This is a genomic window from Luteimicrobium xylanilyticum (assembly GCF_009429125.1).
GTDB lineage: Bacteria > Actinomycetota > Actinomycetes > Actinomycetales > Cellulomonadaceae > Luteimicrobium > Luteimicrobium xylanilyticum.
This window is the reverse complement of sequence record NZ_CP045529.1, coordinates 3040119-3058131: the sequence shown is the minus strand read 5'-3', so window position 1 is coordinate 3058131 and position 18013 is coordinate 3040119. Positions and strand designations below refer to the sequence as shown.

General features: G+C 73.9%; 17 protein-coding genes. 8 read left to right on the top strand and 9 right to left on the bottom strand.

The window, feature by feature from the left end; translation table 11 throughout:
* Positions 1-31: 31 nt before the first annotated feature.
* From KDY119_RS13520 to KDY119_RS13510, 3 genes are all read right to left on the bottom strand, one after another.
* Positions 32-484: a VOC family protein gene (locus tag KDY119_RS13520; protein ID WP_036946903.1), complete on the bottom strand. Its 453-nt coding sequence runs from the start codon at positions 482-484 to the stop codon at positions 32-34.
* Positions 481-879, bottom strand: coding sequence for a VOC family protein (locus KDY119_RS13515; RefSeq protein ID WP_036946900.1), 399 nt, complete (start codon positions 877-879; stop codon positions 481-483). The genes KDY119_RS13520 and KDY119_RS13515 overlap by 4 nt, the downstream gene beginning before the upstream one ends.
* A gap of 297 nt (positions 880-1176) precedes the next feature.
* Complete coding sequence (locus tag KDY119_RS13510; protein WP_036946897.1) at positions 1177-3237, bottom strand: glycoside hydrolase family 15 protein; 2061 nt, start codon at positions 3235-3237, stop codon at positions 1177-1179.
* Positions 3238-3383: 146 nt separating this feature from the next.
* Between KDY119_RS13510 and KDY119_RS13505 the strand changes: the two genes are divergently transcribed.
* The 3 genes from KDY119_RS13505 (at position 3384) to KDY119_RS13495 (ending at position 6472) form a co-directional block, all read left to right on the top strand.
* Entirely contained in the window at positions 3384-4790 is a 1407-nt protein-coding gene (locus KDY119_RS13505) for a cystathionine beta-synthase (protein WP_036946894.1), read from the top strand.
* 105 nt (positions 4791-4895) lie between these two features.
* Positions 4896-6146, top strand: a complete 1251-nt coding sequence (locus KDY119_RS13500) for a PLP-dependent transferase (RefSeq protein ID WP_051136218.1) — start codon at positions 4896-4898, stop codon at positions 6144-6146.
* The gene (locus KDY119_RS13495; protein WP_036946891.1) at positions 6143-6472 is read left to right on the top strand and encodes a SelT/SelW/SelH family protein; all 330 of its coding nucleotides are present in this window, start codon (positions 6143-6145) and stop codon (positions 6470-6472) included. The genes KDY119_RS13500 and KDY119_RS13495 overlap by 4 nt, the downstream gene beginning before the upstream one ends.
* 28 nt (positions 6473-6500) lie before the next feature.
* Here the strand turns inward: KDY119_RS13495 and KDY119_RS13490 are convergent, their stop codons facing one another.
* Positions 6501-6893, bottom strand: coding sequence for a DUF5997 family protein (locus KDY119_RS13490; protein ID WP_036946888.1), 393 nt, complete (start codon positions 6891-6893; stop codon positions 6501-6503).
* 50 nt (positions 6894-6943) lie between these two features.
* Between KDY119_RS13490 and KDY119_RS13485 the strand changes: the two genes are divergently transcribed.
* The 5 genes from KDY119_RS13485 to ilvA all read left to right on the top strand — a co-directional run bounded on the left by KDY119_RS13485 (position 6944) and on the right by ilvA (position 12996).
* Positions 6944-7822 carry a LysR family substrate-binding domain-containing protein gene (locus KDY119_RS13485; protein ID WP_227994348.1) on the top strand — a complete coding sequence of 293 codons (879 nt, stop codon included), beginning with the start codon at positions 6944-6946 and terminating at the stop codon, positions 7820-7822.
* A 55-nt stretch (positions 7823-7877) separates the two neighbouring features.
* Positions 7878-8651, top strand: a complete 774-nt coding sequence (locus KDY119_RS13480; RefSeq protein ID WP_227994347.1) for a HEAT repeat domain-containing protein — start codon at positions 7878-7880, stop codon at positions 8649-8651.
* Positions 8652-8747: 96 nt separating this feature from the next.
* Positions 8748-10460: an alpha/beta hydrolase gene (locus KDY119_RS13475; protein WP_051136217.1), complete on the top strand. Its 1713-nt coding sequence runs from the start codon at positions 8748-8750 to the stop codon at positions 10458-10460.
* 77 nt (positions 10461-10537) lie between these two features.
* Entirely contained in the window at positions 10538-11764 is a 1227-nt protein-coding gene (locus KDY119_RS13470) for an AI-2E family transporter (protein ID WP_051136216.1), read from the top strand.
* Positions 11761-12996, top strand: a complete 1236-nt coding sequence (ilvA, locus tag KDY119_RS13465; protein ID WP_036946881.1) for a threonine ammonia-lyase — start codon at positions 11761-11763, stop codon at positions 12994-12996. Before KDY119_RS13470 ends, ilvA begins: the two co-directional genes overlap by 4 nt.
* A gap of 90 nt (positions 12997-13086) precedes the next feature.
* Here the strand turns inward: ilvA and KDY119_RS13460 are convergent, their stop codons facing one another.
* From KDY119_RS13460 to KDY119_RS13440, 5 genes are all read right to left on the bottom strand, one after another.
* Entirely contained in the window at positions 13087-13524 is a 438-nt protein-coding gene (locus KDY119_RS13460; protein ID WP_036946878.1) for a MarR family winged helix-turn-helix transcriptional regulator, read from the bottom strand.
* Complete coding sequence (locus tag KDY119_RS13455) at positions 13521-15371, bottom strand: MFS transporter (RefSeq protein ID WP_227994346.1); 1851 nt, start codon at positions 15369-15371, stop codon at positions 13521-13523. The genes KDY119_RS13460 and KDY119_RS13455 overlap by 4 nt, the downstream gene beginning before the upstream one ends.
* Positions 15372-15578: 207 nt before the next feature.
* Positions 15579-16610, bottom strand: a complete 1032-nt coding sequence (locus KDY119_RS13450; RefSeq protein WP_036946875.1) for a hypothetical protein — start codon at positions 16608-16610, stop codon at positions 15579-15581.
* A gap of 287 nt (positions 16611-16897) precedes the next feature.
* Positions 16898-17380 (bottom strand): transcription elongation factor GreA, encoded by a 483-nt coding sequence (greA, locus tag KDY119_RS13445; protein WP_036946872.1) that lies wholly within the window; start codon positions 17378-17380, stop codon positions 16898-16900.
* Positions 17381-17515: 135 nt separating this feature from the next.
* Positions 17516-17917, bottom strand: a complete 402-nt coding sequence (locus KDY119_RS13440) for a DUF4307 domain-containing protein (RefSeq protein ID WP_036946869.1) — start codon at positions 17915-17917, stop codon at positions 17516-17518.
* Positions 17918-18013 lie beyond the last annotated feature (96 nt).

The following is an 18013-nucleotide window of genomic DNA, read 5'->3' as shown; positions in this document are numbered from 1 at the left end:
GCGCCCAGTCTGCCCCGAACGTGCCGCCGCATCAGACGACACAGAGCTCGTTCCCCTCCGGGTCCGCGAGGACGACGTGGTCGAGGCCCTGGGGACCGTCGTACTCGTGGAGCAGCCGCGCCCCGGCGTCGACGAGCGCCGCGACCTTCGCCCGAATCGCAGCCTCCCGCCGGTCCGGGGCCACCTTCCGGCCACCCGAGACCTTGAGGTCGAGGTGGAGCCGGTTCTTCGTCGTCTTCGGCTCGGGCACCTTGAGGAACGAGAGCGTGGGCAGCCGGCCGGCCGGGTCGGCCAGGTACGCGCCGTCGTCGCGCTCGTCGAGCGGCACGCCCCGGTCGTCGAACCAGGCGTCCCAGGACGCGAACCCGGCCGGCGCGGAGGGCTCCTGGTACCCGAGAGCGAGCGCCCAGAACCGGGCGATCCTGCGAGGCTCGGCGCAGTCCACCGTGACGCCCCACGCGACGACCGGCGAGGCCCCCGTCACGACGCGCCCCGGACGGCGTCGAAGAGCTCGTCGAGCGCCCACGTGGACAGGCAGAAAGGGTGCCCGACCGGGTCGGCGAAGACGAGGCAGTGGTCGGCGTTGGGCTGCGCGTCGAACTGCCTGGCCCCCGCGGCGAGGACTCGGGCGGCGGTGGCCTCGAGGTCGTCGACGTGGAAGTCCAGGTGGAGCTGGGTGGGCACCGAGTCGACGGGCCAGTCGGGCGCGCGGAAGTCCTCCACCTGCTGGAACGCGAGGCGCCCGTCCGGGCCGCTGACGGCCGCCCAGTGTGCGTCGCCCGCGGCGGTCCCGCCGGTGATGACCGCGTAGAACTGCGCGAGCGCGAGCGCGTCCGGGGCATTGACCGTGGTGCTGTCGAACGTGATCCGAGCGGACATCGCGACTCCTTGGCCGGGGGGCAGCAGCCCTTCGTTCTCCCACACCTGCCGACCGCGCGCCACCCGTCCTACGAGACGGCCGGCGACCGGCATGCGATCAGCCACCACCCGCCCCGCCGACCATGCGCGCATCCTCCCTTTCGGCGCCGAACATGCGCGTCACCCCATGTTCGGCGGGGAGGGAAGAGGGGGGCTGGTGCCGAAGCGCATGGTCGAGACCGCATACGGACGACGACGCCCAGCGTGCGATCAGCCACGTCGCTTCGGACGCGGTCGGCGTCTGTCGTCGGGGAGAGGTCAGCTCGCCGACCGGTGCGCCGCGGCGAACCCGACCGGCGACGTCGCCGCCTCCTCCACGCGCACCACGTGCATGACGGCGTTGATGAGCGCCAGGTGCGTGAACGCCTGCGGGAAGTTCCCGAGGTGCCGGCCGTTGCGGGTGTCGATCTCCTCCGCGTACAGGCCCAGCGGGCTCGCGAACGACAGCAGTCGCTCGCACAGCGCCCGCGCCCGGTCCACCTCGCCGATCTCGACGAGCGCCGACACGAGCCAGAACGAGCAGATCGTGAACGTGCCCTCCTCGCCGGACAGCCCGTCGTCGGTCTCGCCGGTGCGGTACCGCAGGACGAGACCTTCCTCGGTCAGCTCGTCGGCGATGGCGAGGACGGTGTTGCGGACGCGCTCGTCGTCGGGCGGGAGGAAGCGCAGCAACGGCATGAGGAGCAGCGACGCGTCGAGCGCCGTCGTGCCGTAGTGCTGCGTGAAGACGCCGCGGTCGTCGACGCCGTGCGCGCAGATGTCGGCGTGGATCTCGTCGGCGATCTTGGACCACTGCGAGGCGAAGTCGTGCTCGTCGTACAGCTCGGCGAGCCGTGCCCCGCGGTCCATCGCGACCCAGCAGAACAGCTTGGACGACGTGAAGTGCTGCGGTTCGCCGCGCACCTCCCAGATGCCGCGGTCCTTCTCGTGCCAGTGCTTCGCGGCCTCCTCGACCTGCTGCTTGAGGACGGGCCACAGCGACTCGGGGAGCTGCTCGCGGGACTTCGCGTGCAGGTACACCGAGTCGAGGACGGCGCCCCACACGTCGTGCTGGGTCTGCAGGTAGGCGTCGTTCCCGACGCGCACCGGCTGCGCACCCTCGTAGCCGTGCAGGTGGAAGAGCTCGTGCTCGTCGAGCTGGTGCTCGCCCCCGACGCCGTACATGACCTGCAGGGGCTGGTCGTCGCGGCACACGTCGTGCACGAACGCGAAGAAGTCGTTCGCCTCCCGGTCGAAGCCGAGCGTGTACAGGCCCCAGAGCGCGAACGTCGAGTCCCGGATCCACGCGTACCGGTAGTCCCAGTTGCGCTCGCCGCCGGGGGTCTCGGGCAGCGACGTCGTCGCCGCGGCGAGGAGCGCGCCCGTCGGTGCGTAGGTCAGCCCCTTGAGCGTGAGCGCGGACTGCTGCAGGTACGAGCGCCACGGGTGGTCCGGGAAGACGCCCTGGGTGAGCCACTCGCGCCAGTAGCGCTCGGTGCGCTGCATCGCGCGCAGCGCCTCCTCCCAGTCGGGCGGCGCCGGGAGCGGCGACCACGACATCGCCACGTAGGCGTGCTCGCCGGCACGCAGCCGGGTGCGGGCCTGGACGCGCCGGTCCTCGATCCCGAGACGCAGGCTGCTCGTGATGCGCAGGTCGGGGTTGGGGCCGTCGCCGCGGCGCGCGACGAGCTGGTTGTAGCCGTCGCCCTCGTACTCCCACTGGCACGCGCGCCGGCCGTAGTCGGGCATGGGCTCGCACACGACGTCGAGCTCGACGGTCCCGTTGACGCAGATCACGGTGCGGAGCAGGACGTGCTCGGCGTCGTGGTCGGTCGGGGTGCGGCGGTGCGTCTGCGAACGCTCCTCCACGTTGTGCCACGGGCCCATGACCATCGCGTCGCGGACGACGAGCCAGCCGGTCGTCGTCTGCCACGTCGTCTCCAGCACGAGCGTGCCGGGCAGGTAGCGGCGGGCGACCGGGACGGCCACACCGTAGGGACCCACGCGGAACGAGCCGGTGCCGCGGTCGAGGATCGCGGAGAAGACGCTCGGCGCGTCGGGGCGTGGCACGCACATCCACTCGACGGCGCCGCTGGGGGCCACGAGAGCGTTCGACTCGCAGTCCGAGAGGAACGCGTAGTCGGCGATCGACGGGAACGGGCTGCGGCCGTCGCGCACAGCACGGTAGGGCTCGTCGGTGCCCTCGAGGTGAAGCCCGTGAGCGGGGATGTTCGCGGGCATCCGGAGCGTCGCGTCGAGCGGGCTGGCGACCGCCGCGGGCTCGAGGGAGTCGAGGGGTGCCGGGGGCGTGGCGTCGGGGGCGTCGGGCGTCGTGCTCATAGCGCCTAGCCTGCGCCTTCGCTGCCGTCAGGCGCCAGTTCCGCCGCGCGCGTTCACCTCATCGTGACGTCGCTGTCACGCGGGCGGCACCTGCGCCGTCGGACGCGGGGCCGTCGCGGTCAGTGCGGCCCGGCTAGCGTGGGGCCATGCGCTACGTGGAGCACGTGTCCGAGCTGGTCGGGAACACCCCCCTCGTCCGGCTGACGCGGATCACCGAAGGACTCGACGCGACGATCCTCGCGAAGGTCGAGTACGTGAACCCCGGCGGCTCGGTCAAGGACCGGATCGCCCTGCGGATGATCGAGGCGGCCGAGGCGTCGGGCGCGCTGCGGCCCGGGGGGACGATCGTCGAGCCGACCAGCGGGAACACGGGCGTCGGGCTGGCGCTCGTCGCGCAGCGCAAGGGCTACCGCTGCGTGTTCGTGTGCCCGGACAAGGTCTCGCAGGACAAGCGGGACGTGCTCCGGGCGTACGGGGCCGAGGTGGTCGTGACCCCGACGTCCGTGGCCCCCGACTCGCCCGACTCGTACTACTCCGTGTCCGACCGGCTGGTCCGCGAGATCCCGGGCGCCTGGAAGCCCGACCAGTACTCCAACCCCAACGGTCCAGCGTCGCACTTCGCGTCCACCGGCCCCGAGATCTGGGCCGACACCGACGGCCGCATCACGCACTTCGTGGCGGGCGTGGGAACCGGCGGGACCATCACCGGCACGGGCCGGTACCTGCGCGAGGTGTCGCTGCCCCGCCCGGATGCCGACGGCGGCGTCGTGCAGATCGTGGGCGCGGACCCCGAGGGCTCGGTCTACTCCGGCGGGACCGGGCGGCCGTACCTCGTCGAGGGCGTCGGGGAGGACTTCTGGCCGTCCGCCTACGACCCGGAGGTCCCGCACGACGTGATCGCCGTGACCGACGCCGAGTCGTTCGAGATGACGCGGCGGCTCGCGCACGAGGAGGCGCTGCTCGTCGGCGGGTCGTCGGGCATGGCGGTGGTCGCGGCGCTGCGCGTCGCCGAGCGGCTCCAGCGCGAGGACCCGGAGGCGGCGGCGCGTGCCGTGATCGTCGTGCTCCTGCCCGACGGCGGCCGCGGCTACCTGTCCAAGGTGTTCGACGACGCGTGGATGCGGTCGTACGGGTTCCTCCCGGCGGCGTCGGGCGTGACGGTAGGCGAGGTGCTGCGCGGCAAGAGCGGCGAGATGCCGGCGCTCGTGCACACCCACCCGCACGAGACGGTGCGCGACGCGATCGACATCCTGCGCGAGTACGGCGTCTCGCAGATGCCCGTCGTCTCGGCCGAGCCGCCCGTCGTGCTCGGCGAGGTCGCGGGCGCCGTGACCGAGCGCGACCTGCTCGACGTCGTCTTCACCGGTCAGGCGTCCCTCGCCGACCGCGTCGGGAAGCACATGGGGCCGTCGCTCCCGCTCGTCGGGAGCGGGGAGAGCGTCGAGTCGCTGCGCGCCGCCCTCGAGCGTGCGGACGCGGTGCTGGTCGTCGACGACGGCAAGCCCGTCGGTGTGCTCACCCGCCACGACCTGCTGGGGTTCCTCGGCTCCTGACGCCCGCCCCCCTCGCGAGGTATACCGGCGGCCGTACTACTTCGCGAGGTATACCGGCGGCCGTACTACCTCGGCGCGGGGGAGGGGGTCGATAGCCTGGGGAGCATGACTCCCGAGACGAGCCCCGGCGCGCACGACGACTGGTCCGGTTCCGGCTTCGCGACCCGCGCCATCCACGCGGGACAGGACCCGGACCCGACGACGGGCGCCGTCGTACCGCCCATCTACGCGACCTCCACGTTCAAGCAGGACGGCGTGGGCGGACTGCGTGGCGGGTACGAGTACTCGCGCTCCGCGAACCCGACGCGCACCGCCCTCGAGGCGGCGCTCGCGGCCGCCGAGGGCGGCACGGCCGGCTTCGCGTTCGCGTCGGGGCTCGCGGCGGAGGACGCGCTCCTGCGGGCCGTGCTGCGCCCGGGCGACCACGTCGTCATCCCCGACGACGCCTACGGCGGCACGTACCGCCTGGTCGCGCGGGTCTTCGGCGCGTGGGGCGTCGAGCACACGGCCGCCGACCTCTCCGACGTCGAGGCCGTGCGCGCCGCCGTCCAGCCGGGCCGCACCCGCGCGATCTGGGTCGAGACGCCGACGAACCCGCTCCTCGGGATCAGCGACATCGGCGCGCTCGCTGAGGTCGCGCACGCCGCCGACGCGCTCCTCGTCGTCGACAACACGTTCGCGACGCCCTACCTCCAGACGCCCCTGGCGCTGGGTGCGGACGTCGTCGTGCACTCGACGACCAAGTACGTCGGCGGGCACAGCGACGTCGTCGGGGGAGCGCTCGTCGTCGGGCCGCGCGTCGGGCACGGCGGCCCCGCGGGCGAGCCCGTCGCGCTCCCGGGCGGACGTCCCGCGCCCGACGGCGGAACCTCCCTGGCGGACGCGGTCCGGTTCCACCAGAACGCGTCGGGTGCCGTGGCCGGCCCGTTCGACGCCTGGCTGACGCTGCGGGGGCTCAAGACGCTCGCCGTCCGGATGGACCGGCACTGCGCGAACGGCGCGGCGGTGGCCTCGTTCCTCGAGGAGCACCCGCGGGTGACCCAGGTCCTGTACCCGGGACTGGAGTCGCACCCGGGCCACGAGCTCGCGGCGCGGCAGATGCGGGGCTTCGGCGGGATGGTGTCGTTTCGGGTCGGCTCGGAGGAGGCCGCGCTCGACGTCGTCGGGCGGACGCGGGTGTTCACGCTCGCGGAGTCGCTGGGCGGGGTCGAGTCGCTCATCGAGCACCCGGGCCGCATGACGCACGCCTCGGTCGCGGGGTCGGCGCTCGAGGTCCCCGACGACCTCGTGCGCGTGTCCGTGGGCATCGAGGACGCCGCCGACCTGCTCGCCGACCTCGACCAGGCGCTCGCGTGACCACCTCGCCGCGCGTAGCGATCGAGTACTGCACGCAGTGCCGCTGGATGCTGCGCGCGTCGTGGGTCGCCCAGGAGCTGCTCACGACGTTCGGCGCCCGGCTCGGCGAGGTCGCGCTCGTCCCCGGCACGGGCGGGGTCTTCCGGGTGAGCGTCAGGCCCGACGACGGCGCCGCCGAGCAGGTGATCTGGGACCGGTCCGTGGAGAGCGCGTTCCCCGAGCTGCCTCAGCTCAAGGCGAGGTTGCGTGACGTCGTGGCCCCCGACCTCGCGCTGGGGCACACCGACCGCGCGGCGAGGCGTGCGGAGGGCGAGCCGGACGCCTGACCGGGGTGCCGTCGTCGGGCGGGGAGGGTCAGCTCTCGCCGCGCTGGCGGGCGGCGATCCGCTCCTCCTCCTCGAGGACCTTGCGGTGCGTCTCGCGCTCGGCGACGAGCCAGGCCGGCGGGTCGGCGCGGAGGTCGTCGATGTCGGCGGTGGTCAGCGGCTCGGTGATCCCGCCGCGCGCGAGGCCCGCGATCGACACCCCGAGCCGGCCCGCGACGACCGGGCGCGGGTGCGGGCCCTCGCGGCGCAGCGTCTCGAGCCATGCGGGCGGGTTCTTCTCGAGCTCGGCGAGCTCGTCGCGGGTGACGGACCCCTGCTGGAACTCCTCGGGCGTCGCGGGCAGGTAGATGCCGAGCTTCTTGGCCGCGGTCGCGGGCTTCATGCGGTGGGACGACGGGCGCGCGGCCGGGCTGGAGCTCATGGCGCCAGCGTACCGAGCCCGGGTCGGTCGGGCGCCGATAGCCTGGTCGGGTGGAGACGGACGACGTGACGCGAGGCCCGGACGACGGCCCTGAGCCCGACGACGCGGCGGTGCCCGACCACGCCGACGCGCCCCGGGCGTTCCGGCTCGGCTACGTCCCCGGCGCGACCCCGGGGAAGTGGGCCCGGACCTGGGCGCAGCGGCGCCCCGACCGTCCCCTCGACCTGGTCCCCGTCCCCGCGGCGGAAGCGGCCGACCTCCTGCGCGCGGGCTCCGTCGACGCCGCGCTCCTGCGCTTGCCCGTCGACCGCGACGGCCTGCACGCCATCGCGCTGTACGACGAGGCGGCGGTCGTCGTCGTGCCGAAGGACCACCTGCTCGCCGCGCTCGAGGAGTCCGAGCACGTGCCCCTCGCCGAGCTCGACGACGAGGTGCTGCTCCAGCCCGCCGACGACGTCCTCGCCTGGCCCGGACCCGTCCCCGGTCGCCGCCCGGTCGAGCAGCCCACCACCACGGGGCTCGCCGTCGAGCTCGTCGCGGCGGGGATCGGGGTGCTCGTCGTGCCGCAGTCGTTGGCTCGCCTGCACCACCGCAAGGACCTCACGTACCGCCTGCTCGACGACGCCCCCTCCGCGCCCGTCGCCCTCGCCTGGCCCGTGGACGCCACGACCGACGACGTCGACGACTTCGTGGGGATCGTCCGCGGCCGGACGGCCAACTCGTCGCGTGGACGGCGGGCGGAGGTGACGGAGCCCGCGTCGAAGGGGCGGGCGTCGTCGGCGTCCGCGAAGCGTCCCCAGGACGGCGCGGGCCAAGGTCGCGGCGGGATGAGGGCCGGTGGCGGGGCGAGGGCCCGCGGCGCGGCGAAGGGCCGCGGCGGCAAGCCGGGTGCCGGCCGCACCGGAGGGTCGCGGCGCCGGCCGCGCTGAGCGACGCGCCGCCGTGGGCCGTGCCCCGACGGCCGGAGCGGGGGAGGGTGAGGAGATGCGACGCCGCGACGCGTACCGCGCCGACCTGACCGCGCTGCTCCTGCTCGACGACAGCGGCGACGACGCGGCCGGCGAGGCGCTGCGCAGCTACCTCGCCGAGCGGTCCGGGCTGCCGGGTCCGCGCGCGAACCTCGAGCTGGTCGCGGCGTGCGCCGACGTCCTGCCGGGGTCCCTCCTGCGGGCGCTCGCCGCGTCGGACGACGAGTTCGAGCGCGTGTGCGGCGTCGTCGGGCTGGGGCGGCTCCTGGCCGAGGCGGACGACGACGGCCCGGCGGCCCGCGCGCTCGTCGACCTGCTCCGGACGTCGGCGGCGTCGGCGGGCTGGCGCGAACGCGAGGGCGTCGCGATGGCGCTGCAGCGGCTCGGTGACGCGGACCCGGTGCGGCTGCGTCGGCTCGTGGGCGCCTGGGCCGACGGCCCGGACCCGCTGGTCGCGCGGGCCGCGGTCGCGGGGATCTGCGAGCCGCGGCTGCTGCGTGACCCCGCCACCGCGCAGGCCGCGGTCGACGCCTGCCGGGCGGCGACGGCCGTCCTCGCCGCGGTCCCGGCCGAGCGGCGTCGTGAACCCGCGGTGCGGACCCTGCGGCAGGCGCTCGGGTACTGCTGGAGCGTCGCCGTGGCAGGGGCGCCCGAGGCCGGGGTGCCCGCGTTCGAGGACGTCGGGACGCTCGCGGCGGACGACCGGGACCTCGACCGGGTCGTCCGCTCGAACCTCCGCAAGGCCCGCCTGCAGCGGGTCCTGGTCGCGGCGGGCCGTGCGATCGAGTAGTCACCCCACGTCCGTCGGGGCGCGCGGCGTCACCGCGGTTGGTACGTTCTGCGCGGCGGTGCGACGCCTCGTCGGACCGGGGAGCGGAGGTCGGTCGTGCCGAGCGTGAGTCGTGTCCGGACCTGGGCGCGTGCCTACCCGTCCCGGCTGGGCACGGTCGCGGCGGCCGTCGCGCTCCTGTTCGCGTGCGTGTCGCAGACGCCGAGCCTCATCCCGCGCGGCTGGGTCGTGCAAGGCGTGCTGACGGGCATCGCGGCACTGTCGGGGTACGGGATCGGGGCGGTGCTCGGGTGGCTCGTGCGCTCGCTCGACGTCCGCCGCAGGCTCGTCCCCGGCCGGCGCCCGGCGCGCCGCGTCCTCGCCGTCCTGGTGCCGGTCGCGGTCGTCGCGAGCGTCGTCGCCGGGGCGCGCTGGGACCAGGACGTCCGCGCGGCGCTCGGGATGCCGGGGACGTCGTCGTGGGGGTACGTGCTCGTCCCGGTCCTCGCGGTCGTGGTCGCGGTCCCCCTCCTGGCGCTGGCGCGGTGGCTGCGGAACGTCACGCGCCGGCTCGCGCGGCTCGTCGGGCGGGTCGTGCCGGCGACGGTGGCCCGGGCCGTCGCCGTCGTCGTCGTGGGGGCGCTCGCGTGGGGCGTGTTCTCGGGCGTCATCTGGGACGGCGTCCTGCGAGGGCTGAACGCGTCGTTCGCGGCGGCCAACGCCTCCTACGACGCGGGCGTCGACCAGCCGACGGCGGCCGAACGGTCCGGTTCGCCGTCCTCGCTCGAGCCGTGGGACGACCTGGGCCGGGAGGGCCGACGGTTCGTGACGGGCGGCCCGACGACGGCGCAGCTCGCCTCGTTCGAGGCGGCGCTCCCCTCGGGCACGGGGCTGGACGCCACCCAGGTCCGGGAACCGATCCGCGTGTACGCGGGCCTGGACGACGACGTCTCGACCACCGCCGCCCAGGTCGTCGCCGAGCTGGACCGCACGCACGCGTGGGACCGCAGTTATCTGCTCGTCGTCACGACGACCGGCTCGGGCTGGGTCGACTGGAGCATGGCGGACTCGTTCGAGCTCCTGCACGGCGGCGACACCGCGATCGCCGCGATGCAGTACTCGAACCTGCCGAGCTGGCTGAGCTTCATCGGCGACCGCGAGCATCCCGCCGACGCCGGGCGTGCGCTGTTCGACGCCGTCTTCGCCCGGTGGTCCGAGCTGCCGGCCGACCACCGGCCGAAGCTCGAGGTCGCGGGGATCTCGCTGGGCTCGTTCGGGATGCAGGCGGCGTTCAGCGGCCCGCAGGACGTCGCGAGCCGCACCGACGGCGCCCTCTTCGTCGGGACGCCGAGCTTCGCGCCGATGTGGCGGGCGGTCACCGACGACCGCGACGCGGGGACGCCCGAGGTGGCACCCGTCGTCGACGGCGGCGCCCGGGTCCGCTTCCTCACCGGCCCGGCGGGCAGCGACGGCGACCCCCTCACGCTCGGAGGGACGTGGGACCCGCCGCGCGTCGTCTATGCGCAGCACCCGTCCGACGGCGTGACGTGGTGGTCGCCCGACACCATCTGGGACCGTCCCGACTGGCTGTCCGAACCGCGGGGGCGCGGCGTCGTCTCCGCGACCCGGTGGTTCCCGGTCGTGACGTTCGAGCAGCTCACGGGCGACCTGTTCTTCGCCGCGGGCGGCGACATCCCGATGGGGCAGGGGCACCAGTTCGAGCTCGAGTACGCGCAGGGGTTCGCCGCGCTGGCCGCCCCGGACGGCTGGACGGCGGACGACACCGCGTTCCTGCAGCGCGTCGTCGAGCAGCGCGAGCCGCGCTTCTGACCCGGCGCGGAAATGGGGTCCCGGACGCGCGCCCGGACACCCCGTGCGAGGACCGTGCCGGGCCGTAGGGTGATCCCGTGAGCGCCACCTCTGCCCCGCCGCCCGGCCCCGCCGCGTCGACCGACGCCGCGTCGTCGGTGCCCCCGTCGGTCCGTTCCGCCGCCGCCTGGTCGTGGCGCTTCCTCGCGATCGCGGGGGCGCTCGTCGTCATCGGGTACCTCGCCGTCGTGCTCAAGGTGATCGTCGTGCCGGTCGCGATCGCGCTGATGCTGACGGTCCTGCTGACGCCGGTCGTGCGGTTCTTCGAGAACAAGCTGCACTTCTCGCGTGGGCTCGCGTGCGCGGCGGCGCTGCTGGGCCTCGTGGTCGTCGTCCTCGGGCTCGTCGCGGCCGCGGGCGGGTCCATCGCGTCCGGGTTCGGGGACCTCAAGGACCAGGCGCAGGCGGGCTTCGACCAGTTCATGGACTGGCTGCGCACCGGCCCCCTCCACCTCGACGGCGACGACATCACGAAGTACGTCAACACGGCGACCAAGTCCCTCTCGTCGAACACGAGCACCTGGGTGTCGGGCGCGCTCGGCGCCGCCGTGACGGTCGGCCACGTGGCTGCGGGCACCCTGATCGCCCTGTTCTGCACGTTCTTCTTCCTGCACGACGGCCGGACCATCTGGGGCTGGATCGTCGGCCTCCTCCCGTACGGGTCCCGTGACCGGGTGCACCAGGCCGGCCGGCGCGGGCTCGTCTCGCTGTCCGCCTACACGCGGACACAGATCCTCGTGGCGTTCGTGGACGCCGTCGGGATCGGGCTCGGCGCCCTGATCCTCGGGGTCCCGCTGGCCCTGCCGCTCGGCATCCTCGTGTTCGTCGGGTCGTTCGTGCCGATCGTCGGCGCGGTCGTGACGGGTGCCGTGGCGGTCGCGGTGGCGCTCGTCGCGAAGAGCTGGGTGATCGCGCTCCTCATGCTGGGCGTCGTGCTCCTGGTGCAGCAGATCGAGGGCCACGTCCTGCAGCCGTTCCTCATGGGGCACGCCGTGTCGCTGCACCCGGTCGCGGTGCTGCTGTCGGTCGCGGCGGCGTCGTTCGTGGGCGGCATCGTCGGGGCGCTGTTCGCTGTGCCGCTCGTCGCCGTCCTCAACACCGTGACGCTCTACCTGCACGGGCACGACAAGTTCCCCGAGCTCGGCACCGACGACCACCTGACGATCCGGGGAAGAGACACGGCCCGCGACGAGCCCGACCGGATCCCGCCCATGGTCGCCGAGGCCGAGCGCAACCTCCCCGACGACGGCGGGAAGCCGGCGTGACCGCGTCCGGTCCCGCCCCCGTGACGCTCGCCGAGGTCCGGGCCGCGGCCGAGCTGCTCGACGGCGTCGTGCGCCGCACGCCCGTGCTCGCGTCGCGCGCGCTGTCCGACGCGGCCGGGGTGCCCGTGCTGCTCAAGGCCGAGAACCTGCAGCGCGCGGGGTCGTTCAAGGTGCGCGGCGCCTACGTGCGCATGGCGCGGCTCTCGGAGGACGAGAAGGCCCGTGGCGTCGTGGCCGCGAGCGCGGGCAACCATGCGCAGGGCGTGGCGCTCGCCGCGCGCCTGCTCGGGCTGCGCGCCGTCGTGTACATGCCCGTGGACGCAGCCCTGCCGAAGGTCGCGGCCACACGTGACTACGGCGCGGAGGTCCGGCTCGTCGGGGCGTCGGTCGACGAGGCGCTCGTGGCTGCCCGTGCGGAGTCCGATCGGACCGGCGCGGTGCTCATCCACCCGTTCGACCATGCGGACGTCGTGGCGGGGCAGGGCACGCTCGGGCTCGAGCTGCTCGAGCAGGTCCCCGACGTGCGCACCGTGCTCGTCCCCGCGGGCGGGGGCGGCCTCGTGGCCGGCGCCGCGACGGTGCTGGCCGAGCTGGCACCGGAGGTCCGGGTGGTCGCCGTCCAGACGCAGCGGGTCCCCGCGTTCGCGGAGTCGATGCGCGCGGGCCACCCCGTCGCGGTGCCGGTGAAGCCGACGATGGCGGACGGGATCGCCGTCGGGCGGCCCGGCGACGTCCCGTTCGAGGTGCTCCAGCGGCTCGGCGTCGAGGTGCGCGAGGTGTCCGAGGAGGACCTGTCGCACGCCCTGCTGCTGGTCGCGGAGCGGTCCAAGCTCGTCGTCGAGCCGGCCGGGGCCGCGGGCGTCGCGGCGCTGCTGGCTGCGGGATCGGCGGAGGAGGGCTCGTTCGAGGGGCCGGTCGTCGCCGTGCTCTCCGGCGGGAACATCGACCCGCTCGTGCTGCTGCGCGTCATCCGGCACGGCATGGTCGCCGCGGGGCGCTACCTCAAGATGCGGGTCATGCTCGACGATCGCCCCGGTGCTCTCGCGCGTCTGCTCGGCGAGCTCGCCGGCCTGGGCGGGAACATCATGCACATCGACCACACCCGCACCGACGTGGGGCTGGGGCTCAACGACGTGTGGGTGCCGATGCAGATCGAGACCAAGGGCCCCGAGCACTGCGACGAGATCGTCTCGCGGCTGCGCGAGGTCGGGTACCGGGTCGTCCGGGACTGACCGGAGCGACGGCGACGGGCCCGGTCTCCGGCGGCGGTGGCCTGCCCGCCGAGGGGCGAGGCTCGTGGACGGTCCCGCGAGCGCGGCGGGTCAGCGTTCGGTCGCAGCCTTCGCGACCCGCTCGAGGGGGGCGAGCGCGTCCGCGACGGCCCGGAGCTCGTCCTCGCCGAGGTCGGCGATCAGCTCGCCGACGATCCCCGCGCGCTCCGTCCGCACCTCGCACACGACCCGCTCCCCGTCGGCGGTGAGGTGCAGGAGCACCGAACGGGCGTCGTCGGGCGCGGGGCTGCGCTCGAGGAGGCCGCGGGACTCGAGGAGCGCGACGATGCGGGTCATCGCGGGCGCGCCGGTGCGCTCGATGCGTGCCAGGTCGCTCGGCCGCTGCGGGCCGAGGCGCTCGATCGTCGCAAGGGTCGAGAAGTGCCCCGCGGACAGGTCGCCGTGCGTCGGGCGGATGCGTCGGGCGATGCGCCCGACGACGATCGCGAGACTGGCGGCGACGTCTGAGGGATCCGGGGTGGTGCTCACGCGGGCGATCCTCCCATGCCGGGGTCGTCACCGCCGAGTCCGGCGGCGCCGCGCGCGGCGACGGCCGCCTCCTCCGCCGCCGGCGGGACGGCTGCCGCGACGGACGGGCCCTCACCCTCCTCGACCCCCGCGTGGGGTGCGTCGACGGGCTCGGGCCGGGTGCCGTCGTCGTGCACGTACCGCTTGCCGCGGAAGAGCGACGCGACCGCGCCGACGAGAGACATCGCCGCTGCGACGCTGAACACGACGACGAGGCCGTGGTGGAACGCGTCGGAGATGAGCTGGGGGAAGAACCCCTTGCCGACGAGCGCGTCCTGGTCGGCCTGGGGGAGCTGGGACAACGTGTCGGAGCCGAGCAGCGACTGGATCGGGTTGTAGCCGAGGAACGCCGCGAACAGGCTGCCGACGGGCGGGAGCTGCGCGATCTGGTCGGCGACGGCGGCGGGCACGTGGTGCTGGGTGAGGCCGGTGCGCAGGGCGTCGGGCAGCGTCGAGGCGAGGCCCACGACCATGAGGGAGAAGAACACGCCGATCGACAGCGACGAGCCGGCGTTCTGCACGGTGCCCGCGACGCCGGACGCCGCGCCGCGCTCGCTGGCCGGGACCGCGTTCATGATGGCGGACCGGTTGGGGGCCCCGAACATGCCCGACCCGATGCCGGACAGCAGCGTGATGATCGCGAACTGCCAGTACTCGAAGTTCACCGGCAGGAAGATCAGCGCCACGAACGTCGCCGCGACGAGCAGCAGCCCGCCCGACGCGAACCCGCGCGCGCCGAACCGGTCGGACAGGGTCCCGGACAGCGGCCCGGCGAGCAGGAACCCGATGGTGATGGGCAGCAGGTAGATGCCCGCCCAGAGCGGGGTGTCCTCGTAGTTGAACCCGTGCCGGGGCAGCCAGATGCCCTGCAGCCAGATGATGAGCATGAACTGCAGCCCGCCGCGGCCGATCGACGCGAGCAGCCCCGCCAGGTTGCCCATGGAGAAGGCGCGGATGCGGAAGAGGCGCATGTCGAGCATGGGGGCGGGGACGCGCAGCTCGACGAAGACGAACGCCACCAGCAGCACCAGCCCGCCGATGATCGCGCTGAGCACCCAGGGGTTCGTCCAGCCGGTCGAGTGGCCGCCGTAGGGCTGGATGCCGTACGTGATGCCTGTGAGCAGGGCGGTGAGGCCGAGCGCGAAGGTCACGTTGCCGGCCCAGTCGAGGCGGCCGGGGTTCTTCTGGCCGGTCTCGTGGAGCGACCGGTACGACCAGATCGTCCCGATGATGCCGATCGGCACGCTCACCCAGAACACCGCGCGCCAGTCGACGACCGCCAGCAGACCGCCCACGAGCAGCCCGATGAACGAGCCCGCGATCGCCGCGACCTGGTTGATGCCGAGGGCCATCCCGCGGCGGTCGGCGGGGAAGGCGTCGGTGATGATCGCCGTCGAGTTCGCGAACAGCATCGCGCCGCCGACGCCCTGGACGATGCGCCAGACGATCAGCCACATCGCGCCGTGGCCGCCGTGGAACGGGTCGAAGGACAGCGCGATCGAGCCGACCGTGAAGACCACGAAACCCAGGTTGTAGATCCGGACGCGGCCGAACATGTCGCCGAGGCGCCCGAAGCTCGTCACGAGCACCGCGGTCACGAGCATGTAGCCCATGAGGATCCACAGCAGGTAGCTGACGTTGCCCGCCTGGAGCGGGTCGAGGTCGATGCCCTTGAAGATCGCCGGCAGCGAGATCAGCACGATCGAGGCGTTGATGGTCGCCATCAGCATGCCGAGCGTGGTGTTGGACAGCGCGACCCACTTGTAGCGGGGGTGGTCCTTGGGCAGGAAGAGCGAGCGCGAGTTCACGGGTCTCCGGACGGCACGAGTCGATCAAAGTTGCGATATGCGAAGCAGTTTACGCTTGCTCGCGGCGACAGGGGCCGGGGCGTCCGGCGCGCGGTACCACCCCAGGGACGACGACCGCTCGGTGAGCGGTCACGATCGGCAGCTTCGCGCTCGGCTCGGTGCAGATCGTGACCGCTCGACGAGCGAGTCACTCCCGTCGAGCCGCCGTCACAGCGGCACAGCGACGATCCGTGGCCGTTCGAGCGCTCGAGGTGCCGGTGGGATGCGCGCGGGGTCCGCGCAGCCCTGCAGCGCAAACGCCTCGCGCAGACGCTCGCACGTGACCCACCAGCGCCCCCCGACGTCGGTTGCGTACAGGACCACCGAGCGCCACCCGTACCGTTCCATCGCCTCCCGGCGCGCGACGTCGGACCCGAGCCGGCTGCGCGAGACGTGGCTCGCGCCGTCGTACTCGATCGCGACCCGGACCTGCGGCCAGCACAGGTCGGGCCGCGCGATCCAGGCGCCGTCGGGCCCGACGAGGTCCGCACCGACGACCGGCCGGGGAAAACCGGAGGCGATCGCCCGGAGGCGGGTCCGGGTCTCCATGGACGAGTCGACGAACGTGCTCGCCTCCGCCAGGGCGCATCGCAGCCGGCCGACGCCCCGCTCGCCTGAGAGTGATCGCACGATCGACACGAGGTCGCGGGGCAGGAGCCCGTAGCGCGGCAGGTCGGTCAGCGGATAGCACGAGAGCAGCGCGTCCGTGAGCACGACGAGCTCCTCGTGCGCGGGGTCCACGCCGGCGACCGGGCGGTGGTCCGAAGCGAGGTCGACCGTGCCGAGTTCCCGCCAGACCCGGCCGGGCGTCGTGACCGGGACGCCCTCGGTGCGGGTCGAGTCCCCGGGTCCGAGCCCTCGGTGCGGCACGATCCGCGCTGTCCGGAGCACCCGGTTCGCCCCGGTGGTCGTCACGTGGAGCCTGGGGTCCTGCTCGGCCGCGGCGCTCAGGGGCAGCTTCCAGAGTCGCGCCGCGGTCAGATGGGAGAACGCCGCACCGTCGGGCAGGAGCAGCGCGACGGCGCGGCACACGGCGATGAAGTCGTCCGCGAGGGCCGCGTCCATGCGGACACCGGGCACCGGCGTGTGCAGTGCCTTCGACCGGAGTGCTCCGGGAGGGACCCCGTTCGCGACGGCGTCCCTCACGAGGAACGGGATCCGGGGGAGGTCGGCACGTGGGCGGGGTGGTCGGGGCGTCATCGGGACAGCGTGGACGTTCCCGCGTCGAGAGTGGAGTCACGTCGTGAGGCTGTGGACAGCGCGGTGCCTGTGGGCGACGTCCATCGGCGGCACGGCGGGCCGTGAGAGGTCACGATCTGCGGCTTCGTGCTCAGCTCGGTGCAGATCGTGACCTCTCAGCGCGTGGCGGGCCACGGTCTCGGGCGAGTCTCTCGCCCGGCGAGATCGCCGCCACCCCGCGCACGACGACGCCCGGCCCCCTCCGTGCGGGAGGGGACCGGGCGTCGTCGTAGGCCGGGAGCCGGCGCTCAGCCCTGGAAGGGCTTGGCGTCGACGATCTCGACGGGGATCTCGTTGCCGTTCGGCGCGGTGTAGCTCGTCTTGTCGCCCACGGACTTGCCGTTGATGGCGCCGCCGAGCGCGGAGCCCGGCGAGAACACGTCGATGTCGGTGGTGCCGGCGATCTCGCGCGACCCGAGCAGGAACACCATCTCGTCGCCCGCGACCTTCGCGGTGACGAGCATGCCCGGCTCGACGGTGCCGTCGTCGGGCGGGGTGCCGATCTGCGCGGTGCGCAGCTTCTCGGTGAGCTCCCGGATGCGGGCCTCGTTCTTGGCCTGCTCCTCGCGCGCGGCGTGGTAGCCGCCGTTCTCCTTGAGGTCGCCCTCGTCGCGCGCGGCGGCGATCCGCTCGGCGATCTCGGTGCGTCCGGGGCCGGAGAGACGGTCGAGCTCGGCCTGGAGCCTGTCGTGGGCCTCCTGGGTCAGCCAGGTGACGGAGGTGTCGGTCACGGTTCGCTCCTTCCTGCGAGAACGTGTCGTCGCGGAGAGGTCCGCGAGGTGATGAGAATCACGCGTGCGACCCCAGGGGGTGGCACGCGCTGAATGTCCAAGGATATCAAAGCGGGCGTCGGGCCGGTCGGAGGCTCAGCCGGCGGTGCGGCACGAGTCCGCCATCCCGGTCACCGCGCGCTCCGCCGTCGACACCGTCGCGGTGTACCGGGTCACCTGGTTCTCGGCGGCCGGGATGTGCACGTCCTTGCTCCCGACCTGCGCGTGAGCGTCGTTGAGCGCCTCGAGCGTGCAGATCACGGCGGTGCCCGGCTTGGTCGTGACGCTGAAGGTCACGTCGACGCTCTGCGCGTCCTTGACCTGGTAGCCGTACGTCTCGACGCTGACCCCGGTGCTCTGGGCGAGCCCGAACCACACGAGCACCGCGACGGCGGCCACCACGACGACGGCGAGCACGGTGACGAGGACGGTGCGGCGCGGGCCGCGGCGCGTGGACGCGGGTCCGTACCGCCCCGGGGGGAGCGAGGTGGCGGTCATGAACCCATTGTCTCCGACTATCCTCGACGGTGTTCCCAGCACTCCGTCCCCTGGAGCCACACGTGTCCGTCGCACCCGAGAGCGGTGGCGCCCCCG

What these genes read in the sequence shown, in the direction of transcription:
- KDY119_RS13515 (WP_036946900.1), bottom strand. Translation starts at nt 879, where the DNA reads ATGTCCGCTCGGATCACGTTCGACAGCACCACGGTCAATGCCCCGGAC.
- KDY119_RS13440 (WP_036946869.1), bottom strand. Translation starts at nt 17,917, where the DNA reads ATGACCGCCACCTCGCTCCCCCCGGGGCGGTACGGACCCGCGTCCACG.
- KDY119_RS13505 (WP_036946894.1), top strand. Translation starts at nt 3,384, where the DNA reads ATGCGCTACGTGGAGCACGTGTCCGAGCTGGTCGGGAACACCCCCCTC.
- KDY119_RS13490 (WP_036946888.1), bottom strand. Translation starts at nt 6,893, where the DNA reads ATGAGCTCCAGCCCGGCCGCGCGCCCGTCGTCCCACCGCATGAAGCCC.
- KDY119_RS13510 (WP_036946897.1), bottom strand. Translation starts at nt 3,237, where the DNA reads ATGAGCACGACGCCCGACGCCCCCGACGCCACGCCCCCGGCACCCCTC.
- KDY119_RS13480 (WP_227994347.1), top strand. Translation starts at nt 7,878, where the DNA reads ATGCGACGCCGCGACGCGTACCGCGCCGACCTGACCGCGCTGCTCCTG.
- KDY119_RS13450 (WP_036946875.1), bottom strand. Translation starts at nt 16,610, where the DNA reads ATGACGCCCCGACCACCCCGCCCACGTGCCGACCTCCCCCGGATCCCG.
- KDY119_RS13500 (WP_051136218.1), top strand. Translation starts at nt 4,896, where the DNA reads ATGACTCCCGAGACGAGCCCCGGCGCGCACGACGACTGGTCCGGTTCC.